23 protein-coding genes and 2 rRNA genes are annotated in these 25,628 nt (G+C 70.5%); 2 read left to right on the top strand and 23 right to left on the bottom strand.

What is annotated here, in order from left to right; all coding sequences use genetic code 11:
- Positions 1 to 67: 67 nt before the first annotated feature.
- From VGJ24_RS03420 to VGJ24_RS03370, 11 genes are all read right to left on the bottom strand, one after another.
- Positions 68 to 610, bottom strand: coding sequence for a GTP-binding protein (locus VGJ24_RS03420; RefSeq protein ID WP_414691037.1), 543 nt, complete (start codon positions 608 to 610; stop codon positions 68 to 70).
- A gap of 40 nt (positions 611 to 650) precedes the next feature.
- Positions 651 to 1,031 carry a DUF742 domain-containing protein gene (locus VGJ24_RS03415; protein WP_331499087.1) on the bottom strand — a complete coding sequence of 127 codons (381 nt, stop codon included), beginning with the start codon at positions 1,029 to 1,031 and terminating at the stop codon, positions 651 to 653.
- A gap of 10 nt (positions 1,032 to 1,041) precedes the next feature.
- Positions 1,042 to 1,473 (bottom strand): roadblock/LC7 domain-containing protein, encoded by a 432-nt coding sequence (locus VGJ24_RS03410; protein WP_331499086.1) that lies wholly within the window; start codon positions 1,471 to 1,473, stop codon positions 1,042 to 1,044.
- Entirely contained in the window at positions 1,470 to 4,343 is a 2,874-nt protein-coding gene (locus VGJ24_RS03405; RefSeq protein WP_331499085.1) for a sensor histidine kinase, read from the bottom strand. Before VGJ24_RS03405 ends, VGJ24_RS03410 begins: the two co-directional genes overlap by 4 nt.
- A gap of 255 nt (positions 4,344 to 4,598) precedes the next feature.
- Positions 4,599 to 5,525, bottom strand: a complete 927-nt coding sequence (xerD, locus tag VGJ24_RS03400; protein WP_331499084.1) for a site-specific tyrosine recombinase XerD — start codon at positions 5,523 to 5,525, stop codon at positions 4,599 to 4,601.
- Between the two features lie 27 nt (positions 5,526 to 5,552).
- Positions 5,553 to 6,674 (bottom strand): alanine dehydrogenase, encoded by a 1,122-nt coding sequence (ald, locus tag VGJ24_RS03395; protein WP_331499083.1) that lies wholly within the window; start codon positions 6,672 to 6,674, stop codon positions 5,553 to 5,555.
- A 100-nt stretch (positions 6,675 to 6,774) separates the two neighbouring features.
- Complete coding sequence (locus VGJ24_RS03390; protein ID WP_331499082.1) at positions 6,775 to 7,911, bottom strand: dipeptidase; 1,137 nt, start codon at positions 7,909 to 7,911, stop codon at positions 6,775 to 6,777.
- Positions 7,908 to 8,498 carry an NUDIX hydrolase gene (locus VGJ24_RS03385; protein WP_331499081.1) on the bottom strand — a complete coding sequence of 197 codons (591 nt, stop codon included), beginning with the start codon at positions 8,496 to 8,498 and terminating at the stop codon, positions 7,908 to 7,910. The genes VGJ24_RS03390 and VGJ24_RS03385 overlap by 4 nt, the downstream gene beginning before the upstream one ends.
- A gap of 27 nt (positions 8,499 to 8,525) precedes the next feature.
- Positions 8,526 to 9,269, bottom strand: coding sequence for an amino acid ABC transporter ATP-binding protein (locus tag VGJ24_RS03380; RefSeq protein WP_331499080.1), 744 nt, complete (start codon positions 9,267 to 9,269; stop codon positions 8,526 to 8,528).
- A 2-nt stretch (positions 9,270 to 9,271) separates the two neighbouring features.
- Complete coding sequence (locus VGJ24_RS03375; RefSeq protein WP_331499079.1) at positions 9,272 to 10,369, bottom strand: amino acid ABC transporter permease; 1,098 nt, start codon at positions 10,367 to 10,369, stop codon at positions 9,272 to 9,274.
- 10 nt (positions 10,370 to 10,379) lie between these two features.
- Positions 10,380 to 11,282 (bottom strand): ABC transporter substrate-binding protein, encoded by a 903-nt coding sequence (locus tag VGJ24_RS03370; protein ID WP_331499078.1) that lies wholly within the window; start codon positions 11,280 to 11,282, stop codon positions 10,380 to 10,382.
- Positions 11,283 to 11,449: 167 nt separating this feature from the next.
- Here VGJ24_RS03370 and pepN point away from each other — a divergent pair, with 167 nt between their 5' ends.
- Positions 11,450 to 13,912, top strand: coding sequence for an aminopeptidase N (gene pepN / locus VGJ24_RS03365; protein WP_331499077.1), 2,463 nt, complete (start codon positions 11,450 to 11,452; stop codon positions 13,910 to 13,912).
- An 8-nt stretch (positions 13,913 to 13,920) separates the two neighbouring features.
- On the opposite strand, the gene VGJ24_RS03360 is transcribed toward pepN, so the two are convergent.
- From VGJ24_RS03360 to VGJ24_RS03320, 9 genes are all read right to left on the bottom strand, one after another.
- Positions 13,921 to 14,916, bottom strand: a complete 996-nt coding sequence (locus VGJ24_RS03360; protein ID WP_331499076.1) for a methyltransferase — start codon at positions 14,914 to 14,916, stop codon at positions 13,921 to 13,923.
- Positions 14,917 to 14,970: 54 nt separating this feature from the next.
- The gene (locus VGJ24_RS03355; protein ID WP_331499075.1) at positions 14,971 to 16,698 is read right to left on the bottom strand and encodes a CTP synthase; all 1,728 of its coding nucleotides are present in this window, start codon (positions 16,696 to 16,698) and stop codon (positions 14,971 to 14,973) included.
- Between the two features lie 11 nt (positions 16,699 to 16,709).
- On the bottom strand, positions 16,710 to 17,564 hold the full coding sequence (locus VGJ24_RS03350) for a copper transporter (protein ID WP_331499074.1): 855 nt from the start codon (positions 17,562 to 17,564) through the stop codon (positions 16,710 to 16,712).
- On the bottom strand, positions 17,561 to 18,751 hold the full coding sequence (steA, locus tag VGJ24_RS03345) for a putative cytokinetic ring protein SteA (protein ID WP_331499073.1): 1,191 nt from the start codon (positions 18,749 to 18,751) through the stop codon (positions 17,561 to 17,563). Before steA ends, VGJ24_RS03350 begins: the two co-directional genes overlap by 4 nt.
- A gap of 61 nt (positions 18,752 to 18,812) precedes the next feature.
- Positions 18,813 to 20,537 (bottom strand): DNA repair protein RecN, encoded by a 1,725-nt coding sequence (gene recN / locus VGJ24_RS03340; RefSeq protein WP_414691036.1) that lies wholly within the window; start codon positions 20,535 to 20,537, stop codon positions 18,813 to 18,815.
- Complete coding sequence (locus VGJ24_RS03335; protein ID WP_331499071.1) at positions 20,530 to 21,459, bottom strand: NAD kinase; 930 nt, start codon at positions 21,457 to 21,459, stop codon at positions 20,530 to 20,532. The genes recN and VGJ24_RS03335 overlap by 8 nt, the downstream gene beginning before the upstream one ends.
- Positions 21,456 to 22,301, bottom strand: a complete 846-nt coding sequence (locus VGJ24_RS03330) for a TlyA family RNA methyltransferase (protein WP_331499070.1) — start codon at positions 22,299 to 22,301, stop codon at positions 21,456 to 21,458. Before VGJ24_RS03330 ends, VGJ24_RS03335 begins: the two co-directional genes overlap by 4 nt.
- Positions 22,302 to 22,303: 2 nt before the next feature.
- On the bottom strand, positions 22,304 to 22,540 hold the full coding sequence (locus VGJ24_RS03325) for a hypothetical protein (protein ID WP_331499069.1): 237 nt from the start codon (positions 22,538 to 22,540) through the stop codon (positions 22,304 to 22,306).
- Positions 22,541 to 22,567: 27 nt separating this feature from the next.
- Positions 22,568 to 23,578, bottom strand: a complete 1,011-nt coding sequence (locus tag VGJ24_RS03320) for an HAD-IIA family hydrolase (protein WP_331499068.1) — start codon at positions 23,576 to 23,578, stop codon at positions 22,568 to 22,570.
- A gap of 37 nt (positions 23,579 to 23,615) precedes the next feature.
- Here VGJ24_RS03320 and VGJ24_RS03315 point away from each other — a divergent pair, with 37 nt between their 5' ends.
- Positions 23,616 to 24,737, top strand: a complete 1,122-nt coding sequence (locus VGJ24_RS03315) for a DUF1015 family protein (protein WP_331499067.1) — start codon at positions 23,616 to 23,618, stop codon at positions 24,735 to 24,737.
- On the opposite strand, the gene VGJ24_RS03310 is transcribed toward VGJ24_RS03315, so the two are convergent.
- The 3 genes from VGJ24_RS03310 to VGJ24_RS03300 all read right to left on the bottom strand — a co-directional run.
- On the bottom strand, positions 24,715 to 25,068 hold the full coding sequence (locus VGJ24_RS03310) for a single-stranded DNA-binding protein (protein WP_331499066.1): 354 nt from the start codon (positions 25,066 to 25,068) through the stop codon (positions 24,715 to 24,717). The two genes, VGJ24_RS03315 and VGJ24_RS03310, sit on opposite strands and share 23 nt — an antisense overlap.
- 198 nt (positions 25,069 to 25,266) lie before the next feature.
- Positions 25,267 to 25,383, bottom strand: a 5S ribosomal RNA gene (gene rrf, locus VGJ24_RS03305).
- Positions 25,384 to 25,497: 114 nt separating this feature from the next.
- Positions 25,498 to 25,628 (bottom strand): 23S ribosomal RNA (locus tag VGJ24_RS03300); the annotation flags it as partial.

Here is a 25,628-nt window from a genome sequence, read left to right as displayed (position 1 = left end):
GACACGCCGACAGAACCTGCGGTTTGGGACCAAACCGCAGGTGTTTCGCCGCCCGCCGACGCGGCCGTCAGGCGGTGCGCTGCGCCGTGGCGAGTCGGGTGAGAGAGAACTCCGTGATCCGGATCAGCGCCCTCTTCGCCGAGTCGCGGTCCCGCGCGTCGACGGTGATCAGCGGGACGTCGTCTCGCAGTGCGAGGGCCTCGGCGATCTCGTGCAGCGGGTAGCGCGAGCTGCCCTCGAACTCGTTGACCGCGACGATGAACGGCACGTTCTTCGACTCGAAGTAGTCCAGCGGAGCGAACGCCGCGTCGAGACGCGCGGTGTCGACCAGCACGATCGCACCGATGGCACCCCGCACCAGGTCGTCCCACATGAACCAGAAGCGCTTCTGACCCGGCGTCCCGAAGAGGTAGAGGACGAGGTCCTCGGCCAGGGTGATGCGACCGAAGTCCATCGCGACCGTGGTGGTCGACTTGGCCGGAGTCTGAGCCAGGTCGTCGACACCCACCGACTCGTTGGTGACCAGGGCTTCGGTACGGAGCGGCACGATCTCCGAGACGGAGCCCACCAGGGTGGTCTTGCCCACGCCGAAGCCGCCGGCGATGACGATCTTCGTCGAGGCGGCGGTGCGGCTGACGCCAGGGGAAGCGTTAGAGAGCACGGAGTCCACGGAGGGTCCTTTCGAGGAGGTCGAAACGTTCGTCGTCGGTGGAGGTCTCGGTCAGGGTCGCCTGTACGTGGACGAATCCCTGCTGAACGAGATCTCCGAGCAGTACCCGCACGACACCGATGGGGCGTTGGACCAAGGCCGAGACCTCGGCGACCGACCGGGTGTCGAGGACCCCGATGATCTTCCCCTGGACGTCGTCGGCCCAAGCACGTCGCGTGGCGCTGGTGTCCAACCGCAGCGTCGCCTCCAGCGGGAGGTCGACCGCGGTGCGGGTTCGTCCCGCCGTCAGTGCATACGGTCGGACGATGCGCGCAGCCGGGGGGCTGGCGTGCATCTGCTCGACCTCGGGTTCGTCTGCCATCTCATCCCCCCTACACCCCGTGCGCCCGGGCCTGGGCCTGCACCATCTGCCCGACACGCTCGACGAGGAGGGCCATCTCGTACCCCACCTGGCCGATGTCGGCGGTGGCCTGGGTCAGCACCGCCAGGTGCGACCCGTCACCCACGCTCATCAGGAGCATGAAGCCGTTCTCCATCTCGACGATGGTCTGCATCACCGCGCCGCCGTCGAAGAGGCGCGCGGCACCGGTGGCCAGGCTGGCCAGACCGGACGAGACCGCCGCCACCTGCTCGGCACGATCGGCCGGCAGCCGGCCGCTGGCGGCCATCAGCAGGCCGTCGGCGGACACCAGTACGGCGTGCGCGGCGCCAGAGACGCTGTCGACGAATCTGTTCACGACCCAGTCGAGCTCTCGGCTCTCGGTCTCGACGGCGGTCATCTCTGCCTGGAGGCTCTCGGTCATGCTGGTCCAGTCTCCTCGTGCGCGTAGTCGTCGGTGAAAGGTTCTGCCGCCGCGGCCGCACGGCCACGGGACACGCCCGCCGCATGCGCGGCGAGGCGGTTGCGAATGGCCTCCGGGTCACGGACGACCTTGGCTGCGTCCTGCGAGAGGCCGCCGGGGACCAGGCGGCCGCCCGGACGGCGTACCGGCAGACCGGCGCGGGTGGTGCCATCGGGATCGGCGCTCTCGGCACGCTCGGCGGCGTTCCAGCCCTGGTCCGCCTCGCTCGGCGTCCACGCCTCCTCCCGCTCCTCGTCCTCGTCGCTCAGCCAGTTCGAGCGGAGCTCACCGAAGATGGTCGAGTCGTCCGACTGCTCGGTGTCGTCGACGAAGTCGCCCTCGAGGGCGGTGGCCGCCGGCGCCGCGGACAACGGGCGACGGATCTGCAGCCGGATCGGGGACTCCGAGACCGGCGTCTCCTCCGGCACGTCTGCCGCGGCGACGATCTGCTCGGGCGCCTCGACCGGCTCCAACGTTTCGTCCGGCGCGGGGGCGTCCACCGGCTCGGACGAGGACGCGTCGCCCCAGTGGCTCGCTTCGGCGACCTGCACCGGCCCGTCCTCGTGCTGGTCCGCGTGGTCGGGCTCCTCGACGGGTTCCTCGGACCATGCGGTGAGCTGCTCGGGTTCGTCGGCGGCCTCCCCCACGGGCTCTTCGGCCACGATGTCGCCGTCAAGCGCGGCGGCAGGGTCACGCTCGGCTCCGAACTCGGGCGTGACGACGTCGGCGAGTGCGTCATCGGCGTCCGCGCGAACGGCAGCCGGGAGAGCGATCGGCTCGCGCTCCTCGTCCTCGGACCGGTCGTCGGTCAGGCTCGGCAGCTCGGTCGGTTCGAAGGCGGCCGGCAGCTCCGGGCTCGGCGGGGCGTCGAACATCCCGACGGACGCGGCCGGGGCTGCGGGCTGAGGCTGAGGCGGCCCGGCCTGGCCCGGCCGGCGGCGCGGGAGACCGGTGACGGCTGCGATCGCGTCCTCGATGCGCTCGAGGTAGGGGTCGTACTCCTCCTCGGGCTCCTCGGCGACCACGGGGGCAACCGGCTCCTCCACGGTCTCGGGAGCGTCCAGGACCGAGACGTGCTGGACCGGACCGTCCAGGACCAAGACGTCTGCCGGCAGGAGGATCGAGGCGATGATGCCGCCGCCGTTCGCGTTGCGGCGCAGCTTGACCTTCAGGCCGTGCTCCTCCGCGAGGCGGCTGACCACGAACAGACCCATCCGGCGGGCGGTGTCGATGGTGACCTCGCCTCCGGTCTTGAGGGACTCGTTGGCATAGGCGAGCGCGTCGCCGGCCATCCCCAGGCCGTTGTCGATGATCTCGATCTCGACCTTGCCGCCGTCCTCGGCCGCCTGAATCGTGACCGGGCTGCCCGGAGGCGAGTACGACAGGGCGTTGTCGATGAGCTCCGCCATCAGGTGGACGATGTCGGACGCGGCACGACCGACGATCATCCGGTCCGGAGCGACGTCGATGCGCACCCGCTGGTAATCCTGGACCTCCGAGACGGCCGCATGGATGACGTCCGAGACGCTGAGCTCCTCGAAGCCCGCCGTCCGGCCCTCGGCACCACCGAGGATCACCAGGCTCTCGGCCGTCCTGCGCATGCGGGTGGCCAGGTGGTCGAGGCTGAACAGCTGCTCGAGGCGCTGCGGGTCCTCCTCGTCCTGCTCCAGCGACTCGATCAGCGCGAGCTGCTGGTTGACCAGTGTCGTGTTGCGGCGTGAGAGCGTCACGAACATGGCGCTGACCTGGGTCCGGAGCTGCGCCTCACCGGTGGCCAGGTTCACCGCTTGCTTGTGCATGTCGTCGACAGCGCGGGCCAGCTGGCCGAGCTCCTCGTGACTGTGCACGGGGATCGGGGTGATCTCCTCGGGCGCCTTGCCGGACCGGATCCGGGCGACGGTCTCGGGCAGCTGCTCGTTGGCGACCTCGAGCGCACCGGACCGCACCTTGCGCAGCGGCACGATCAGGGCACGAGCGACGAACAGGGCCAGTAGCAGCGACGCCAGCAGGGCGCTCAGGATGATGGCCGCGTCGGTCAGTGCTCGCGACTTGGCATCGGAGGCATTCGTCGCCACCTTGCCCTGGATGTCGCTCAGCAGTCGCTGGTTGAGGCCGTCGTACATCGCGAACATCCTGGGCGTGGCCGCGAGGTCGGACACCTTGTTGCTCGTGGCCAGACCCAGGCGGGTGCCGTTGGCAGAGCTCAGCAGAGAGATGCGGCGGCCGGTCTCGAGGCCCTGCAGGTTGTCGAGGGCCGTGCCCTCCACGCCGATCTCGGCCGCGAGCCACACCGCCCCGAGGAGCGATGCCTGCTGGTTGTTGCTCTCGATCAGCAGCTGCTGCTTGACCAGCGACAGCCGGCCGTCGAGCGACTGGACCAGCGCCTGGACCCTCGGGTCCGGGGTGCCCTGCGTGTTCAGGGTCGAGTTGATCAGGGAGGCGGTCAGCCGGTTCATCTCGCTCAGCTGCACGGGCGCCGTCGCGGTGATGCCGGTGCCCGAGCCGCTCGCCAGCGTTTCGCCGATCTGGAGCATGTTGGTCACGTCGGCGTTCTGCTTGCTCGTCAGCGCGGCGTCCGATGCGGCCTTCTTGAGGTTCGTCGAGGCCGTCGAGTACGCCGCCTTCGCGTCGCCCTGGCTCTCACCCATCTTGTCGGACAGGGCGGACGGGAGCGCGAGGCGCTGGGTGGCGCTCAGGTAGGCGATGGTGGGACCGAGCACGGTCGCCTGCTGCTTGTTGGTGGAGTAGGAGTTGGCGTCCGACAGCTCGGTTGACACGCGGAGGCCACCGAACACGGCCGCCAGGATGACCGGGATCGCGAGGACGGCCACGACCTTGCGGCGGACCGACCACTCAGATACGCGAAAGGCTGAGAACGCGCCCGAGGTGGCGTCACGGCGAATCTTTCTCAACGGTACTCCAGAGAGAATTGAGTCGAACCCGCATCTCCGACCGAGGTCAGCGATGGTCGGGCTGTGCCGCCCGGCGCTGCCACGATAGGAGTCCGATGGGATCGACGAGATGCGATTGGCAAAGAAGTAGGCCAAACGGGGTACGCCCATGGCTCGAAATGACTAGGTCGGCGCTCAACGCGCGCGCGGGTGAGCAGCTGCGAACACCTCCCTCAGGTTGTCCACGGTGACCAGCGTGTAGATCTGGGTGGTGGTCACCGAGGCGTGGCCCAGAAGCTCCTGGACCACTCGCACGTCTGCTCCCCCCTCGAGCAGATGCGTAGCAAATGAGTGTCTCAGCGTATGCGGGGAAACGTCACGCGTCACCCCTGCCCGGTCAGCGGCCTTGACGAGCACGGTCCAGGCCGACTGGCGCGAGAGCCGGCCACCCCGGGCGTTCAGGAAGAGCGCCCCGGCCCGATCCGGGCTTCCCGCCGACGCGAGCTCGGGCCGGGCCCGGGTCAGATAGGCGTCGACAGCGTCGAGCGCGAAGGAGCCGATCGGGACGAGCCGCTCCTTCCCGCCCTTGCCGCGGAGCAGGACCGTGGCGTCGACCCGGTCCACGTCGTCCACGTCGAGGCCGACCGCTTCACTGATCCGGGCACCCGTGCCGTACAGCACCTCGAGCAGTGCCCGGTCTCGCAGGGCGAGCGTCGTACCGGCCGAGCCTGCGGCGTCCAGGATCGACTCGACATCGCCGAGCGGCAGCGCCTTCGGCAGGCGACGTGCCGGTGCCGGCGGGCGTACGGCGGCCGCGGGGTCGTGCCCGGCGAGCCCGTCGACGACGCAGAACTTGTGGAAACCCCGAACCGCGACGACGGTGCGGCCCGCCGAGGTCGCCGAGAGCGGCGGATGCTCGGCATCGCCCTCGCGGAGCCGCATCAGGAACGCCGAGACCGTCGCCTCGGTGACCGCGTCGACGTCCTCGATGCCGGCCTCGCCGAGGAAGCCGAGGTATCGACGCAGGTCCCGCCGGTACGACGTCAGGGTGTTCGCCGCCAACCCGCGCTCGACCGTCAGGTGATCGAGGTAGGTGCGCACGGCGAGGGCGAGGTCGGCCACGGTGGTCCCGATCTGTGCCGCCCGCGCTCAGCCGGCGGCGAGGACCTCGTCGAGGGCGACCGCGTCGATGCCGGTCGCCTCGCCGACCGGTGCGTTGGTGAGCTTCCCGCCGTGGGTGTTGAGCCCGAGCGCGAGCGAGTGGTCGTCACGGCAGGCCCGCACCCAGCCCTTGTCGGCCAGCGCGACGGCGTACGGCATCGTCGCGTTGGTGAGGGCGTACGTCGAGGTGTTCGGCACCGCGCCGGGCATGTTCGCGACGCAGTAGAAGATGGAGTTGTGGACCTCGTACGTGGGGTCGGAGTGAGTCGTGGCGTGGGTGTCCTCGAAGCAGCCGCCCTGGTCGACGGCGATGTCGACCAGCACCGAGCCCGGCTTCATCTGCGACACCAGCTCGTTGCTGACCAGCTTCGGTGCGGCGGCACCGGGGATCAGCACGGCTCCGATCACCATGTCGGCCTCCATCACCTGCTGGCGGATCGCCAGCTGAGACGAGGCGATGCCGTGTACGCGGTTGTTGTAGCGCCAGAAAGACATCCGCAGCTTGTCGAGGTCGGTGTCGAGCAGGGTCACGTCGGCACCCATGCCGAGGGCGATGTTGGCGGCGTTCTGCCCGGAGACGCCGGCCCCGATGATCACGACCTTGGCGTTGGCGACGCCGCCCACGCCGCCCATCAGGACGCCCCGCCCGCCCTGCGCCTTCATCAGCGAGTGCGCGCCGACCTGAGGGGCCAGGCACCCGGCGACCTCGGACATCGGGTAGAGCAGCGGCAGCCCACCGGACGGAAGCTGGACCGTCTCGTAGGCGATGCCGGTGACCTTGCGGGTGATCAGCTCGTCGGTGAGTGGCTTGTCGGCGGCGAGGTGGAGGTAGGTGAAGAGGGTCAGACCCTCGTGCATCCGGTGGTACTCCTCGGCGACGGGCTCCTTCACCTTGAGTACCATCTCGGCGTTGCCCCAGACCTCGTCGGCGCTGTCGAGGATCTTCGCCCCGGCCGATTCGTACTCGCTGTCCTCGATCAGCGAGCCGAGGCCGGCGCTCTTCTCGACGTACACGTCGTGGCCGTGCGCGGTGAGCTCATGGACGCCGATCGGCGTGATCGCCACGCGGTACTCGTTGTTCTTGACTTCCTTGGGGACGCCGACCTTCACGGGGCTCACTCCTCACACTCCGGCCCGCCTCGGGTACGGGGACCGATCACGACACTATCCGCATGTGACCCGGGCCACGCTCCTGGGCGGCACCCCACGGTCACCCACCGGTGGCGACGTCCTCCGCCGCTCGCATGGTGCGCAGCACGTTGCGGCAGGTCACCTTGGCGAGGTCGTCGTCGGACCAGCCGCGGTCGCGCAGGGCCGCCAACAGGCGTGGGTAGCCGGTCACGTCCTCCAGGCCCTCGGGGAGCCAGTCGACGCCGTCGTAGTCACCGCCGAGCCCGATGTGGTCGATGCCTGCCACGTCGCGCACGTGCTCGAGGTGAGCGACGACGTCGGACAGGTACGCCGGAGGGTGCGGCACCTCCTCCTGGTACGCCTTCTCGACCGCCTGCAGGGCCGGGATGTCCCGTGGGTCGACGCCTTCGGCCACGGCGCGCACCTCGGCACCGCGGGCCCAGTCGCGCACCGCCTGGTTCACGAAACGCGGGACGAAGGTGACCAGGCACGTTCCGCCGTTGCCGGCGAGTCGGGCCAGGACGTCGTCGGGCACGTTGCGCGGGTGGTCGCACACCGCGTACGCCGAGGAGTGGCTGAAGATCACCGGCGCGGTCGCGGTGTCCAAGGTGTCTCGCATGACGTCGTGGCTGACGTGGGACAGATCGACCAGCATGCCGATCCGGTTCATCTCGCGGACGACGTCGCGGCCGAAGTCGTTGAGGCCGCCGAGTACCGGCTCGTCGGTCGCGGAGTCGGCCCACGACACGTTGTCGTTGTGGGTGAGCGTGAGGTAGCGGATGCCGAGCCGGTGGTACATGCGCAACACCGCGAGCGACTCCGCGATCTGGTGCCCACCCTCGGCACCCATCAGGCAGGCGATCCGACCGTCTCGCCACGCCGCCTCGACCTCGTCGGCGGTGGTCGCGAGCGCGAGGCGGTCGGCGTACCTCGCGATCATGGCGTACGTCGCATCCACCTGCTCGAGCGTGGAGGTCACCGATCGCTCGCCCTCGCGGCACGGCACGAACACCGACCAGAACTGCGCTCCCACTCCCCCGTCCCGCATCCGTGGCAGATCGGTGTGGGTCTGCGTCTGCCGCTCCCCCACGTCGTACGCCTCGAAGTCGTAGTCGTTCAGGTCACGCATCGTCCACATCAGGTCGTTGTGGCCGTCGATGACCGGGTGGTCGGCGAGCAGGGCCCCGATGGCCGGCTTGTCGGGGGTCGGCGTCACAGCAGTCCTTTCGCGTCGGCCAGCAGGAGTGCCTGCACCAGGGGTCCGTCGCCGACGTCGCCGGCGAGCACGGCGGCGCGCAGGTCGTCGACCGGCACCCAGGCGCCGGACATGTCGGCCTCCTCGTGCCTGCGTTCGAAGTCGTCGTTCTCGACGGCTCGGAGGCCACGGGCGAGGAAGAAGTGCATCACCTCGCCGCTGATGCCGGGGCTCGACCACGTCGTGCCGACGAGCGTCCACTCGTCGGCCTCGAGCCCGGCCTCCTCGCGCAGCTCGCGGCGCGCCGTCTCCTCGGACGACTCCCCGTCCGCGTCCAGCAGGCCGGCGGGGAGCTCCACGAAGCGTCGCTGCGCCGGGTGGCGGTACTGCCACAGGCAGTAGGCACGGCGTCGGTCGTCGACCGCGAGCACGATCACTGCTCCGGGGTGCTCGAGCACCAGGCGTGGGAACACCGTGCCGTCGCCAGGGTCGTCTCCGGGACGGTGCAGCTCATCGAGACGGAAAGCCATCACCCAGTCGGTCCGGTAGAAGTCCTCGGTGCCCACGATCGGCCATGACTCAGGGACGTCTCTCAGGTCACCAGCCATGCCGCGACCGTACCGAGCGGCTCCCGCTCAGAGACGACCGGACTTCACCACCCGGCTCAGGAACTGCTGGGTCCGTTCCTCTTTGGGGTCCTCGAAGATCTGCTGCGCCGAGCCGCGCTCGAGGATCGAGCCGGCGTCGAGGAAGCACACCTGCGAGGCGACCTCCTTGGCGAAGCCCATCTCGTGGGTCGCCAGGAGCATGGTCAGACCGCCATGGGCCAGCTCCCGCACGATCTCGAGCACGTCGCCGACGAGCTCGGGGTCGAGGGCGGCGGTGATCTCGTCGAGCAGCATCACCCGCGGCTGCATCGCCAGCGCCCGCACGATCGCGACCCGCTGCTGCTGTCCGCCCGACAGCATGTCGGGATACGACTTCGCCTTGTCCTGCATGCCCACCGACGTCAGCAGCGCCATCGAGCGATCCGCCGCGTCCCGCCTGGACACACCGCCGACCCGGGTCGGCGCCAGCATGACGTTGTCGAGCACCGACATGTGCGGGAACAGGTTGTAGCTCTGGAACACGATGCCGACGTCACGCCGCAGGGCGTTCAGGTCGACGCCCGCCCCGGTGACCGTGTCACCCTCGATCCGGATCTCGCCCTGCTGGATGTCCTCCAGGGCGTTCACGCAGCGCAGCAGCGTCGACTTGCCGGAGCCGGAGGCACCGATCAGGCAGACCACCTCGTGTCGCTCGACGTTCAAGGTGACGCCCTTGAGCACCTCGTGGTGGCCGTAGGACTTGTGGACGTCATCGATCTCGAGGAACGCCATGGCTACTTCCCTGCCCGTCGGGCCGCGTCACGGTCGATGAGGTAGTCCACGAACCGCGCCTGCGGGATCGTGATCACGATGAAGAACGCCGCGACCAGGACCACGGGTGAGAGGTTGAACAGCTGGGACTCCCAGAGCTTGGACACCAGCAACGCCTCGGAGATGGCCGCCGTGGAGAGCAGCGCCGTGTCCTTCTGCAGACTGATGAAGTCGTTGAGGAGCGGCGGGATGACTCGACGCACTGCCTGGGGCACGAGCACCGTACGCAGGGTCTGGACGTAGTTCAGGCCCAGGGACCGCGCGGCCGCGCTCTGGCTCGGGTGGATCGAGGCGAGCCCGGCTCGGTAGACCTCCGAGACGTAGGCGGTGTAGGTCAGGGTCAGCGCGATGATGCCCAGCCAGGTGGTCGACATCGTCACGAAGAAGTGCACTCCGGTCAGTGGCAGACCGAAGACGATCAGGAAGATCACCACGATCGCCGGGATGGCCCGGAACACGTCGCAGTAGACGATGGCGATCATCCGCAACGGCATGCCCGCGCGTCCGGGGAGCATCCGGACGATCGCCACCAGCAGTCCGAGGACCAGGACCAACACCTCGGAGACGCACGCCACCCAGATGTTCGTCCAGAACGCGTGGCTGACCTGGTGGAACGACTGCTTGATCGGGTCGATGGCGAAGAAGGTGCTCGCGACCCCCCCGGAGTTGGCGAAGAGGAAGATCAGCAGCCCCGCCACGATGAGGCCCGCCGCGGCGTACCCCATGGAGATGAGCGCTTCCTCGCGCGCCCGGGCGGCGACCCTGCGGGACGGCACCAGCTGGCCCTGGGCCAGCAACGCCCCACGTTCGCGCGCTCCCACGAACGCGCGGGCGCACGGCACCCAGGCGTACAGACTGAGGACCACCAGGACGACGCCGACCGTGGTCGCCAGCCAGCCGTCGTTGTTGTAGTCCCTCAGCATGAGGGCGCCCTTGACCATGACCGCGGTCACGGCCGCGGCGAGCGCCAGCGCCACCACGGCCAGTCCGTAGACCGAGCGTGGCGGGCTGGGCGACGGACTCGGTTGAAGCTCCTCGGTGACGAGGCTCGCGGCGCTCATCCGCCGAGGACTACTTGATGGTCCAGATCGGCACCGACGACGGGTCGCCACCGAAGGCGGGACCGAGGTAGTCCTTCGACAGGGTGTCGAGCGTGCCGTCGCTGAGCATGGTCTGGATGCCCTGGTTCAGAGCGTCCTCGTTGGCCGAGCCCTTGGGGTAGATCGCGCCGTACTTCTCACCGGTCTTGTACTGCCCGACCACCTCGAGCTTGTCGCCGGTCTGCTTGGCCTCGGCCAGCACGATCGCGGTGTCGAGGAAGTCGGCGTCGACCTGGCCCGACAGCAGACCCTGGTAGAGCGTCGGCGAGTCGGGGTAGATCTTGGTCGAGGCGCAGTGGAGGTCGTTCTGCAGGAAGTCGACCGACGTGGTGCCGGCGTACGCCGCGCAGCTCTTCGAGGTGATGTTGTCCTCGGTGACGTCTGCGCCCTTCTGGATCAAGACGCCGATGTTGGAGTCGAAGTACGGCGTGGAGAAGTCCACCACCTTCGCGCGCTCCGGGGTGATCGAGATCTCCGCCAGGGCGAGGTCGAAGTCGTTGGTGCGCCCGGCCACCAGCTGGTCGAACGAGACGTTCTTGACCGTGACCTTCGGCAGACCCGCCATGTTCGCGATCTCGGCCGCCATGCAGTACTCATAGCCGCTCTTGATCGACTCCGGCGTCGTGCCGTTCCACCAGCCCGGAGCCGGCAGGGTCGTCTCCACGGTGAGCGTCCCGGCATTGGCCGGCGTCAAGGAGATGCTGTTGGGCTTGCTGGTGATCTTGCAGTCCCCATAGCTCCCCGAGGTGGTGGTCGTGCTGCCGCCGGTGTCGGTCGCCGTCGACGACGAGTTCGACGACCCACACGCGGTCAGGGTCGCTGCCAGGATGGCGGCACTCCCCACGCTCAGGGTTCGCTTGAGAGACAAAGACATGGGGCGCTTCCTTCCGACGGGGCAAGCCACAACGGCTTGGGAGCAGGGTCGTCGCCGTAGCCGGTGGAGTCAAGGACATTGCCTACCGATTCCGGCATCGATCCGGACACGACGCGGAGGAAAACGACGGTGGAACACCCGGGACACCTCGACGGTACGGTGGCGGCATGACCGACATCGCCAGCCTCACTCGGGAAGAGGCCGCCGAGCGCGCGGCCCTCATCAACGTGCACCGGTACGACGTGAACGTCGACCTGCGCGGCCTCTACGAGGGCGAGCTCTGGGCGGCCACCTCGACGGTGTCCTTCACCTGTCGAGAGCCCGGGGCCGGCACGTTCGTCGACTGCGTCGGCGACGTCTCCTCGGTGACGCTCAACGGCGAGGCACTGGACCCGTCGACGGCCGAGCGCGGCCGGATCCCGCTGTCCGGCCTGCGAGCCGACAACGTGCTGGTGGTCTCGCACACCCAGCCCGACACCCACTCGGGCACCGCGATCCTCAAGACCGTCGACCCGCTCGACAAGCTGGTCTACGTCTGGTCGAGCTTCGAGCCCGACCGGGCCCGCTTCGCGTTCGCGTGCTTCGACCAGCCCGACCTGAAGGCGCCGCACCGCTTCGTCGTCGACGCCCACGAGACGTGGACGGTGACCAGCAACTCCGCGCCCGATCGGGTCGAGGACCTCGACGGCGACAGTGATGATCACGGTGGCGGCGGCCGGCGTTGGACGTTCGGCGACACCCCGAAGCTCTCGACGTACGTCACCGTGGTCAACGGCGGCCCGTTCCACGAGCTGCGCTCGCAGCGCGGGGGGCACGACCTCGGCCTGTACAGCCGACAGTCGCTCCAGCAGTTCCTCGAGCGCGACGCCGAGGAGCTGTTCGACCTCACCGACCGCGGGCTGGCGTTCTTCGGTGAGCGCTTCGGGCAGCCGTTCGCGCAGGAGCGCTACGACCAGGTGTTCGTGCCCAACATGGGCGGGGCGATGGAGAACTGGGGCTCGGTGACCTGGACCGACAGCGTGCTCTACCGGAGCACTCCTACGTACGGGCAGCGAGCGGTGCGGGCACAGATCCTGCTGCACGAGATGGCCCACATGTGGTTCGGCGACCTGGTGACGATGAAGTGGTGGGACGACCTCTGGCTGAACGAGGCCTTCGCCTCCTGGGCGTCCAACTGGGCCGGCGTGAACTGCACCGAGTTCACCGACGAGTGGGCCACGTTCCTGGCCGGAGGGAAGATGGGCGGCTATCGGCAGGACATGTCTCCGGCCACCCATCCGATCCGCGGCGACGTACCGGACGTCGCACAGGCGATGGCGAACTTCGACGCGATCACCTACACGAAGGGCGCCAGCGTGCTGAAGCAGCTGATGGCCTTCGTGGGCGAGGACCGGTTCGTCGAGGGGCTCCGCGGCTACTTCCGCGAGCACGCCTGGGGCAACACCGTGCTCGCCGATCTGATGTCGGCGGTCGGTCAGGCCGCGGGGCGTGACCTCGATGGCTGGACCGTCGCGTGGCTGGACCGCGCCGGCACCGACATCCTCCGGCTGGAGGGCGGCACCATCACCGCCACGTCACCGGACGACGGCGAGCCGCGACCGCACCGGCTGGACGTGGGGTCGTACGCCGTCTCCGACCACGGGCTCGCGCTGGTCGGCACCACGTCCGTCGAGACCGCCGGCACCTCGACTCCCATCGACCTCCCCGACGCCGACCTCCACCTCCTCAACGCCGCCGACCACACCTTCGCCGCCGTCCGCCCGGACCAGGCTTCGGTGCGCGTGCTGCTCAACCGCGCCGCCGACCTGCCGGAGGCGGTGGACCGGGCGCAGGCCGTGGTCACCGGCTTCCAGATGCTGGCCGACGGCGAGCTGGCCGCCGACGAGCTCTTCGACTGCGTGCTCGACGTGCTCGCCCGCGAGAAGAGCCCTGCTGTCGTCGAGGCGTTCCTCAACGTCGCCCTCGAGATCGCCCAGCGGTGGAGCGCGGCGGACCGGATCGCGACCGAGCTCGAACGGCTCGCCGAGCTGGCGGTCACCCTCGCCGACGACCCCGACCACCAGACCTCGGCCCTGCGGACCCTTGCCGCCGCGGCGTCCTCGCCCAAGCACCTCGCCCGGCTCGACGAGGCGGCTCGGTCCGACGTCGACCTGGCATGGCGCGTGGCGACGCGTCGCGCGGCACTGGGTCAGTACGACGAGGAGACCGTGGAGTCGTTGCTCGCCCGCGACCCCGACCCCGACGCAGGCGTCCGGGCGCTCGCCGTACGGACCGCGCGGCCGGAGTCCGAGGCCAAGAACGAGGCCTGGGTCGAGCTCTTCGAGAAACGCAACATCCCGGCCGGAACGATGCTCGGGGCCATGGTCCGGGCCTTCTGGCAACCCCAGCAGGAGGACGTGCTGCTGCCGTACGCCGACCGGTTCCTCGACGAGATCCCGGCCCTCGCGGGCGGGGGCATGCTCGCGGTGTTCGGGCTGATGTTCGGGATGTTCCCGCAGGTCGCCGACGACGCGTTCGTGGAGCGCGCCCAGGGCATGGCCTCCGACCCGGGCTGTGACCCGACCGTGCGCGCCGCGCTCCTGATCGGGACCGACATCCTGAGCCGGATGGAGCGTGCCAGGGCCGCCTGAGCCGTCCGTCAGCCGGTTGCGGCCCGGGCCTCGACGATCGACATCTGCGAGGCCGTGTCGACCACGCCGGTGAGCCGCAGCCCGGCGGCGTCGAACAGCACGGCGTACTCCTGCTCGGAGCGCTCGCGTCCGCCAGGCATCACCAGCATGTTCAGGTCGGAGAACGCCGCCTCGACCTCGAACCCGGCACGGCCCAACAGCCTCTCGACCACGAGTACGGCGCCCCCCGGGCGAAGGTTGTGGGCACAGACCCGGAGGATGTCGACACACCGGTCGTCGGGCCAGTCGTGCAGGACCGACTTCAGGACCAGCGCATCGGCTTGCGGCACGTCGTCGAAGAAGCTGCCGCTCGCCGATGCCCAGCGCGGCGCCAGTGCCGGCGAGGAGGGCTCGGTCGCGACCACGTGCTCCTGGTCGAACACCGTGCCCGTGAGCTGGGGGTGACGGGTGAGCACGGCCTCGAGCAGGCTCCCCTGTCCCCCGCCCACGTCCACGACCGTGGACATGTCCGCGAAGTCGTAGGCCTCCGCCACCGCGGTCGCGATCGCGGTGGTCTGCACCGTCATGTTCTGGTTGAAGATCGCGTTCTCCTCCGGGTGGTTCCGGCGCCGGGTCCAGGCGTCCACCCCGTGCTTTGCCTGGAACGCGTTCTCGCCGGTGCGCACGCTGTGACCGAGGTGCCCCCACGCGGCCCAGAGCGCGGGGCTGTTCAGGGTCCGCGCCAGCGGGCGGATGCTGTCGGGGACGTCCGAGCGCAGACCTTCGCCCAGCTCGGTGTTCGCGAAGGAGCCATCGGGACGTTCCTCGTAAACCCCGACCGTGCCTAGCGCATGCAGGAGCCGGTGCAGGGTGTCGGGGTCGGCTCCCACGCACCGCGCGAGATCAGCAGCGGTGCGTGGGCCGTCGACGAGCTCGTCGGAGATCCCGAGGTCGGCCGCCACGTCGAGGGCCGCGGACAGCCGGTAACCCGTGACCATGGCGCGCAGCTGCGCTCGTTCTGACATGGCGCGATCATCCTCGGCGGGACTACCGGGCGCCAGGGTCCTCCGGATGCGGGGTCAGGCGTACGCCGGCGACGTCGGGTCGTCCTCGGGCTCGCGGCGCAGCTTCGACTCGTCGATCGGGAACCGCTCGGCCTTCTGGCGCTCGATGGCCGCCCCGATCAGCCCCGCGAACAGCGGGTGCGGCCGCGTCGGGCGCGACCGGAGCTCGGGGTGGGCCTGTGTCGAGACGTAGTACGGGTGGACGTCGCGCGCCAGCTCCACGAACTCGACCAGCTCGAGGTCGGGATTGGTGCCGGAGAACACGAGTCCGGCGGCGGCGAGCTGCTCGCGGTAGTGGTTGTTCACCTCGTACCGGTGGCGGTGGCGCTCCTCGATCCGGGCGTCGCCGTACGCCTGACGCACGATCGAGCCGGGCATCAGCTCGGCCGGGTACAGCCCGAGCCGCATCGTCCCGCCGAGGTCGCCCGCGCCCTCGACGTAGGACTTCTGCTCCTCCATGGTCGCGATCACCGGCTCGGGGCAGTCGGTGTCGAACTCGGTCGAGTCGGCCTTCTCGAGGCCCGCGACGTTGCGGGCGTACTCGATCACCATGCACTGCAGGCCCAGGCACAGGCCGAGGGTGGGGATGCCGTGGGTCCGGGCGTAGGTGAGTGCACCGATCTTGCCGTCGAGCCCACGCACGCCGAAGCCGCCCGGCACGCAGATCGCGTCGACGTCGTGCAGCTCGCGATGGGCACCGGACTGCTCCGCGCACTCGTCGGCCGGCACCCAGCGGATGCGGACGGCCGACTCGTGGGCGAAGCCACCCGCCTTGAGTGCCTCGGCCACCGAGAGGTAGGCGTCGTGCAGGTCGATGTACTTGCCGACCAGGGCGACCGTGACCTCCTCCTGGGGGTGATGCACCTTGCGGAGCAGGTCGTCCCAGGTCGTCCAGTCGACGTCGCGGAACGGCAGGTCGAGCCGGCGTACGACGTACGCGTCGAGGCCCTCGCGGTGGAGCACCTTCGGGATGTCGTAGATGGAAGGTGCGTCCGCGGCCGTCACGACGGCGTCCTGGTCGACGTCGCACATCGAGGAGATCTTCTTCTTGATGCCCTCCGGGATCTCCCGGTCGGCGCGGCAGACGATGGCGTCGGGCTGGATGCCGATAGAGCGCAGGGCGGCCACGGAGTGCTGGGTCGGCTTGGTCTTCAGCTCGCCGGACGGGCCGATGTAGGGGACCAGCGAGACGTGCAGGAAGAAGCAGTTGTCCCGGCCGATGTCCTGGCGCACCTGCCGCGCGGCCTCGAGGAACGGCAGAGACTCGATGTCGCCGACGGTGCCGCCGATCTCGGTGATCACGACGTCAGGGCGCTCGCCACCCTCGGTGTCGGGGTCGGCCATGGCCCGGATGCGCGACTTGATCTCGTCGGTGATGTGCGGGATCACCTGGACCGTGTCGCCGAGGTAGTCCCCGCGGCGCTCCTTCGCGATCACGCTCGAGTAGACCTGGCCGGTCGTGACGTTGGCGCGCTGGTTGAGCTCGCGGTCGAGGAACCGCTCGTAGTGCCCGATGTCGAGGTCGGTCTCAGCCCCGTCGTCGGTGACGAACACCTCGCCGTGCTGGAACGGGTTCATCGTGCCGGGGTCGACGTTCAGGTAGGGGTCGAGCTTCTGCATCGTCACGCGGAGACCCCGCGAGCTGAGAAGTCGGCCCAGGCTCGAGGCGGTGAGCCCCTTGCCGAGCGAGGAGGCGACGCCCCCGGTGACGAACACGTGCTTGGTGACGGGCGCCTGCTTCACGGGGTTCCATCCTACCCGAGGGGGACCGCGCCATCCGCACCCGACGCCCCGAACGCCCCGCCCCGGGTGCTCCAGGCCCGCACGAGCCCCAGCACGGCGGCCACCCTCCCGGCGCTGGTCTCGCTGCCGTCGACGGTGGTCACGTACCGGGTGACGCCGTCTGCGGCGAGACCGACGAGGTTCGGGTCCTTGGTCGGCGCGACGGCGACGACTCCGCGTGACCGGGCACCGAGGCCGGTGACCACGCCGTCGGCGATGGCCTGGTCGAGGGGCGACCCGAGGACGACCAGGACCAGCGGAGCGGTCTGTGGGTTGCCCGTCGGGACGCTGAGGAGCTTCGCGGCCACGAGGCTCTGTCGCACGGCCGCCGCGTCGTCCCCCGCGGGGGCGCCAGCGCTGCCTCGGTTGGCGACCGCGATCGCGACCAGCTGCCCGATGCGGGGGTACGTCGTGGCCTTCGGGTCGGTCTGGCCCTTGACCTGCTGGGCGAGCTGGATGCCGAGAGTGTCGACCAGGCTCTTCTGCCCGGCGTCGACCAGCTGGCTCTGGATCGCGTAGGTCGCGGTCAGCTGCCCCCCGGCGGCCTTCACCTGGGACGTGAGTGCGGCGACGGTGGCCGGGTCGGCCCCCGGCATCGTGACCAGCGCGACCGGGCGCCGGGAGAGCCCGTGGTCGTAGAGCCGGCCGGCGACGGTCGCGGCGAACGCGTCCGTGTACGTGGCGTCCGGCGACTCGGTGACCACCCGCGGGCCGGGCGAGGCGCTGGACCCGGTGTCGGTCAGCGGACCGGCCCCGAGCGCGACGCCCGTTGCCAGTGCCAGGAGGACGGCGGTGAGCGGTACGGCGTACGAACGATGACGGATCACGAGAGCCTTCCCCCGAGGACCTGGTCGAGCTGGTCACGCAGGTCGAGCGCCCACTGGTGGCCGACATCGGTGGTCGCGATCGCCGCGGCGACCACGATCAACCCGATCAGCAGGACGAGGTAGGCGTGGCGTGCGCGGAGCTGACCGGAGTAGAGCATCGGGACAGCGGTCGCGTCGACGAGGCGGGGACCGACCTTGAGCCTGGTGACGTAGCCGCTGCCCAGGCCGTCGCGCGTGCCGTCGAGGAACTCCTCCACCGTGCCCCGCAGCCCGACCCCGATGATCGGAACGGCGCCGCCCGCGTCGGCCAGCAGGAGCGCGGCGTCGGCGGGTGTCGCCGTGGTCTGCATCGCGATCGCGCGCACGCCCACCCGCTCGAACCGGTCGGAGCCGGCACCGGAACGCACGCCGCCGCGAGCCTCGGTGACCACGACGTCTCGGCACGCACGGAGAGACTTCGCGGGCGGTAGGTCCTCGGTGCGCGCATCCAGCACGACCACGTCGGGGCTGAGCCCGGCCGCTCCGGTCACCGCGAGCCCGTCGCCGGTCGCGATCACGACCGGCTTGACCTCGTGCAGGTAGCGGCGGAGGCGACGTAGCTCTGCGGCGTCGTCGGGTCCCTGGCCGACCACGACGACCGGGCGGCCACGCAGCCGCGTGCGTACCCGGGGTATCCCCTCGCCGTGGAGGATCAGCGCCTCCTCGCGCCGCAGGAACTCCGCGCTGTTGTGCGTGAGCGTGTCGAGCTGGCTGGTCAGTCCGGACTCCGCTTCGGCCAGCTGGTGGATCACGTCGTCGGGAGTCAGCGCCCGCCCCTCGGCGACCACCTGCTCGCCGATCAGCAGCGTGCCCCCCCGCAGCACGACCCGTCGCCCGTCCGCGACGGCGGACAACAGGTCACGGCCTCCGGTGCCGTCGGCCTGGTCGACCATCGGGATGCCGGCATCGACGAGGAGCTGGGGACCGCGGTTGGGGAACCGCCCCGAGATCATCTGCGCGCGGTTCACGACGGCGGCGACTCCGGCCTCGACCAGCGCCTCGGCGGTCGGACTGTCCAGGTCGACCTGGTCGAGGACGGCGATGTCTCCCCGGCCGATCCGAGAGAGAAGAGCACTGGTACGACGATCGGTACGAGCGGTGCCGGCCACGCCGACGTCGGCCTGCAGACGTGTCCTGAGCTTCACCACCGAGTCATCCTGTCAGCCGGCCGGCCCTTGATCCGGCAGGCCGCGCCCGGGCGCGTCGGGCTCAGCCGGAGGCGTGTCCGGCGGACTCCAGCAGCTCACGGGCGTGCGCCAGCGCGGTCTCGGACTCCTCCATGCCGGCGAACATCCGGGACAGCTCACGCTCCCGACCAGCACCGTCCAGCGCGGTGAGCCCGGACGTCGTCACGGATCCGTCGCTGGCCTTCTCGACCACGACGTGACGGTCGGCGAACGCCGCCACCTGCGGGAGGTGGGTGACGACCAGGACCTGGGCGGTCGCCGCCAGGCTCGCGAGCCTCCGGCCGACCTCGACCGCGGCCTTGCCGCCGACGCCGCTGTCGACCTCGTCGAAGACGAACGTCGGCACCGGGCTCGTCCCGGCCAGGGCGACCTCCAAGGCCAGCATCACCCGCGACAGCTCGCCGCCCGACGCGCCCTTGCCCAGCGGCCGGGGTTCGGACCCGGTGTCGGCGGAGAGCAGGAACTCGACCTCGTCCACCCCGGACGACCCGAACCTCACCCGCTCACCCCCGATCTCCAGCCCGTCGTCGGCGGGCGTCTGCCGCACCTCGATATCCAGCACGGCGTGCGGCATCGCCAGCGAGTCGAGCTCACCGGTCAGCTCGGCCGAGAGCGTGGCGGCGCTGGCCGTGCGCGCGGCGGACAGCTCGGCGGCAGCCGGGCCGAGCCGTGCGCGCAGGTCGTCACCCTTCTCACGCAGGCGCGTGATCCGGTCGTCGGTGTCGTCCAGCTCGGCGAGTCGCCCTGCGGACGCCGCCGCCCAGGCGAGCACCTCCTCGGCCGTCTCGCCGTACTTGCGGGTGAGCGTGGTCAGCGCCGCCCGCCGCTCCGAGACGGCGGCCAGCCGGGACGGGTCGGTCTCGAGCCCGTCGGCGTACGACGCGACGTCTGCTGCGACGTCGGACAGCAGGTACGTGATCTCGGCGACCCGGTCGGCCAGCTCACCCGTGGCGAGGTCGTGCTCGCGGACGCCGTCCAGGAGGGTCCGCGCCGCGGCCACCGCGGCGAGCGCGTCCGGGTTGCCCTCGTCGGAGGAGAGGGCCTCGCGCGCCGACTCGGCAGCCGTTCGAAGCGTGTCCGCGTGCCCGAGACGTCGTTCCTCATCCGCCAGCGACAGGTCCTCGCCCGGTTGCGGAGCGACCGCTTCGATCTCACCCAGCCCGAACCGCAGCAGGTCGGCCTCGCGGGCCCGTTCGCGCGCGCTCGCCACCACCTCCGCGAGCTCGCGCTCGGTCTCTCGCAGGTCCGTATAGAGGGTGCGGTAGTCCGCCAGCAGCCGCGTCGTGTTCTCGCCGCCGAACGCATCCAGGGCGTCCCTCTGCGCACGCGGCTGGAGAAGCCGGTGCTGGTCGGACTGGCCGTGCACGGCGACGAGCGGCTCCGCGACGTCGGCGAGCTGGGAGACCGGCACCGACGCGCCACCCACGAACGCTCGGGATCGCCCCTCCGCCGAGACGTTGCGTGCGAGCAGCACATGCTCGCCCTCGATCTCACCGCCGGCCGCCTCCACGGCCTCGGCCACGTCGGGCAGGTCGGACACCCGGAGCGAGCCCTCGACGCGGGCGCTCTTGCTGCCCACGCGGACCGCGCCGCTGTCGGCCCGGCCGCCGAGCAGCAGGCCGAGAGCCGTGACCACCATCGTCTTGCCCGCGCCGGTCTCACCGGTGATCACCGTCAGTCCCGGGCCGAGCTCCAGGGTCGCGGAGTCGATCACGCCGAGGCCCGTGATGCGCAGCTCCTCAAGCACCGGACTCACCGCGCCGCCGGCGCTCGCCCGCACCGCGCCAGCCCTCGACCGAGAGCCCGAACTTCGCGACCAGCCGGTCGGTGAACGGAGCCTCGTGCAGCCTGACCAGCCGCACCGGCCGCTCGCCGCGGCGTACCTCGATCCGCGCTCCCCTCGGCAGGTCGACGGTACGGCGCCCGTCGCACCAGACCACGCCGGCCGCTTCGCTGGGCGCGATCACCTCGATGGCGAGCACGGACGTGGGCGCGACCACGAGGGGCCGCGCGAAGAGCGCGTGCGCGCTGATCGGGACCATGAGCAGCGCCTCGACGCCGGGCCACACCACGGGGCCGCCCGCGCTGAAGTTGTACGCCGTGGAACCGGTCGGCGTGGCGCACACCACGCCGTCGCAACCCCAGCGCGAGAGGGGACGCCCGTCGACCTCGACCACGACCTCGAGCATGCGCTCGCGTGCGGCCTTCTCCACGCTGGCTTCGTTCAGCGCGAAGGTCCTGGTCACCAGCTCACCGTCGCGGAACACCGAGACGTCGATCGTGAGCCGGTCCTCGGCGGTGTAGCGCCGCTCCACGATCGCGTCGATCGTCGCCGAGACGTCGTCGTACTCCGCCTCCGCAAGGAAGCCGACATGCCCCAGGTTCACCCCGAGCAGCGGCGTCCCGCTCTCGTGCGCGAGCTCAGCGGCGCGCAGGATGGTCCCGTCGCCACCGATGACCACGACGAGCTCGCAGTCGGCGCTCGGGTCGTCCTCGCCCGCCAGCTGGACGTGGGCGTTGTCCGCGAGTCCGAGGGCGGCCGCCTCGTCCGGCAGCATCCGAACCTGCATCCCGTGCTCGCTCAGCGCGTCGACGAGCTGGGAGGCCACGTCGCGCGCCTCGGCCCGACCCGGGTGCGCGAGCAGCAGCACGCGGCGCTGGTCGGTCATTCGTCCACCTTCTCATCCGGCACCCCCGTGAGACCGGCCGACACCACCGCGTCGATGGCGAGCCGATCGACCAGCGCCGGACCCAGGCGCAGCCACAGGAAGAACTCGACATTGCCCGACGGGCCCGGCAACGGACTCACGGTCACGGCCCGAGCGCCCCACCCACGCGCCGCCCCCGCCGACGCCACCGACTCGACCGCGTCCGCTCGGAGTCCGACGTCTCGCACCACGCCGCCCCTGCCGACCCGGGACCTGCCCACCTCGAACTGCGGCTTCACCATCAGCACGAGATCGCCGTCCTCCGCGGTCACCCCGACCAGTGGGTCGAGCACGAGCGTCAAGGAGATGAACGACAGGTCGCCCACGACGACGTCCACCGGCCGACCCACGGTCACCCGATCGAGGTCACGGATGTTCGTGCGGTCGTGCACGGTCACGCGCTCGTCCTGCCGTAGCCGCCACGCCAGCTGTCCGTACCCGACGTCCACCGCCACCACCTCACGAGCACCGTGCCGGAGCAGCACGTCGGTGAAGCCGCCCGTCGAGGCACCGGCGTCGAGGCACCGGCGTCCGGCCACGACCAGGCCCCGCGGCTCGAATGCGGCGAGCGCGCCGGCCAGCTTGTGACCGCCGCGCGAGACGTACTCCTCCCCGCCTGTAATCGCCGGGTCGGCCGCCACGACCAGGGCGACGTCGGTGGTCACCGCGGTGGCGGGCTTGGTCGCCCGTGCTCCGGCAACCGACACCCGTCCGTCGGCGATCAGCTCGGCAGCGTGGTCGCGGGAGCGAGCGAGACCTCGACGGACGAGCTCTGCGTCGAGCCGCAGGCGTCGCGGCGCCACTGTCAGGCCGGGTCGCCCGGCTGGTCGGCGGATGGAGCGTCGAGAGCCGCGCGCAACGACTCGTGTACCCGCTCGAAGGTGGGCAGATGTTCCTCCAGCGGCAGGTCGTCGAGACCATCGACCTCGGACAGCACCTCGTCCACCGCCGGCACTCCCGTGGCGGTCGGTTCGTCGGCGGTCTCCGACTGCTCCTCGGGCTCGTCGCCCCGGTGGCCGGTCGGCGGCACCTGCTCCGTCATGCCGGCAGGCTACCCCGGCCGCGCCGCTCAGCCGGGACCGGTCAGGTCGCCCGGGTCCGCCGGCGAGCCGGTGCGGTCGAGATGGTCCCACCCGGCTGCCGCGACCGTCGTCCACCACGCGTCCGCGTCCGCCGGCTCGCTCCCGGACCCGGTGGCGACCAGCCGCCCGTCGTCCACCCCTGCGGTCCACGGTCCCGCCCGCCACCGGCCGTCCTCGCCGTGGGCTGCGCAACCGGGCCGGGACAGAGCCGTCAAGTCCCCGCCGAGCCAGGTCGGGCGCTCCTCGGGGCCGGCCGCGAGCAGGTCCCGCAGGGTGCTGACGCCGGTCATCACGAGCAGCGAGTCGACCTCGGCCTCGTGGGCGCCCGCGATGTCGGTGTCGAGGCGGTCGCCGACCATGAGCGGGCGTTCGCCCTCGACCCGCCGCCGCGTCTCGTCCAGCAGCGGCCGCTCGGGCTTGCCGGCCACCTGCGGCGTCACCTCGGCGAATTCGCTGATCAGTCGGACCAGCAGACCGTGTCCCGGGGCCAGCCCGTCGTCGGTCGGCAACGTCAGGTCGGTGTTGGTGGCCACCCACGGCAGACCGTTCCGGATGAGAGTTGCGGCCTGCATGATCACCCGCCACCGCACGTCCGGCGCGTATCCGGAGACGACCGCGACCGCCCGTGGGTCCCCGACCTGGACCGGCTCCAACCCGGCCTCGTGCAGGGCGCCGACCAGGCCGTCGGTGCCCAGCACGGCGATCGGCGCCCCCTCGCCGTGCGCGGTCACCAACAGCCGCGCTGCCGCCTGCGAGGACGTGACGACGTCGCCGGGGCTCGCGGCCACCCCCAGCTCCCCGAGGTGCGCTGCCACCTGCTCGGGAGTCCGCGACGCGTTGTTGGTGATGAACGCGATGTGGGCGCCGCCCTCCCGAGCGAGAGCGATGCTCTCGGCCGCGTGCTCCACCGCGTGGCCGTCGACGTAGACCACTCCGTCGAGATCGAACATCAAGAGGTCGTACGACGTCCCCAGGCTCTCGCCGCGAGGTCCAGCCACCGTCCAGCTCCTTGGTCGTAGCCCCTACGATGCACCGATGGAGTCCGGTCTCCCCACGGTCCCGCCGTATGTCGCCGGCCCGCTCCAGCTGGCGCCCTTTCGGGCCGTGCAGCTGGCTCCGCGGCGCGTCGGGGATCCGGCGTCGGCGCGTGTCTTCGCGCGACCCTACCGTGGGGTCCCCCAGCGCTTGGAGACGTGGTGCAAGCGTGGACTGGCCACTCGGGACGACGAGCCCGCGGTGTACCTCCACGAGTACTCCGACTCCGGACTGACGATGCGCGGGCTCGTCGGATGTCTCGACCTCTCGCGACTGGCGTCCTCGCCTCGCGAGCGCCAGGTCTTCCCCCACGAGGGCGTCCACCCCAAACAGGTCACCGAGCTGGCGAGCCGGATGGGGACCATGCGGATCAACCCGGCGCCGATCCTTCTGGTCCATCGTGGCCCGGCCGCGATCCGTGAGGTGAGCCGGAAGGTGCGCACCGGCACACCGGAACGGGAGTACGTCGACTACGCCGGACAGGAGCACCGGATCTGGGCGATCACCGACCCCCACCAGCTCGAGGTGATCGGGGCCGGGCTGGCCGATGCCCGGTTGCTGGTGGCCGACGGCCACCACCGCTACGCCGCCTACGTCGGGCTGAACGCCCGGGAGCCGGCGGACGCCCATCACCGTGGCCTTGCCATGGTGATCGACCAGGACGAGACGCCGTTGTTCCTCGGCGCGATCCACCGACTCCTGCACGGCACGAAGATCGCAGACCTGATGGCGGCGGCCGCCGGTGCAGGTGCCGAGGTGCACCACATCGACGGGACCGAGGCCATGGCGGCCCTGGCACCGGACACGGTCGTGCTGACCGACGGCCACCGTTGGGCCACCGCGCGCATCGACGTCCCGGAGGGCACCGCGATGGTGCAGCTCGTCGACGAGTTCCTACTGGCCGGCCTTCCGAAGCGACCCTCACGTGTCGGCTTCGCGCACTCGGTGGCCGAGGCGCTCGAGGAAACACGCCCCGGTCGGGTCACCGCGGCCCTGATGCCGGCCGTCGACCTCGATCTCGTCGTCGACGTCGTGCGCACGGGTGTCCTGCTCCCGGAGAAGGCCACGTCGTTCCAGCCGAAACCGAGCCTGGGTTCGTTCATCCGTCTGCTCGACGAATGAGCCGAGCCGAGGCCACCTCGACCTCGCACCGCGACACGCGGCCGCCACCCGCCGGCGAGAAGAATCGTCGCCTCAAGCTGCCCTTGACCTCCACCAGGTCGCCGCTCGCCCACTTGGCGACCGAGCGCGCCGGACGTTTGGACCAGACCACGCAGTCCAGCGCGTCCACGGTCACCCGGGACGCCGGCGAGGGTGGCCGCCCCACGATCACCCGGAACTTCCACAGCTCCGACCCGCTGGGCAGCACCTGTTCCTCCGCCGGCTGGGACAACCGGCCCACCAGGGTCACCTCGTTGACCTCGTCGTGGTCCTGACTCTCCTGCGTAGACATCGCAGATCACCTCCTGGCCAGCCAGCCTCGGGGCGGCCTCCGACGATGAGGCCCGACCCCGAACGAGCCTGTGGACAGGCACCACCGGAACTGGTCCTGTTGATGCAAACCGGGCTCGAGACCTCATCGCTGAATGCTCGGAAGAATGCTCCGAAATGACGAAAGGGGCCACCGTGTGGTGGCCCCTTTCGGAAGTATGTTCGGCGGCGTCCTACTCTCCCACATCCTGTCGGGTGCAGTACCATTGGCGCTGGCTGGCTTAACTTCCGGGTTCGGGATGGGTCCGGGTGTTTCCCTGCCGCTGTGGCCGCCGTAACGTTGTGAACCGTTGTTGTTTTGTGTGGCCCGTGTCCCCCGTTTTTTGGTGGGGGTGGGTTTGTTGGTTCAGATTCTGGGTAGTGGACGCGTGGTGGTTTGTGGGTGGGTGTGGGTGACAAGCCCTCGGCCTATTAGTACCGGTCGGCTGGGCATTGCTGCTGTACACCTCCGGCCTATCAATCCCGTGGTCTGCGGGTGGCCTTACCCCATCTTGTGGGTGGGAAACCTTATCTTGAAATGTG

It is taken from the genome of Nocardioides sp. (assembly GCF_036493135.1).
GTDB lineage: Bacteria > Actinomycetota > Actinomycetes > Propionibacteriales > Nocardioidaceae > Nocardioides.
Note: the sequence above shows the minus strand (reverse complement) of the source record. Positions and strands in the feature narration are given on the sequence as shown.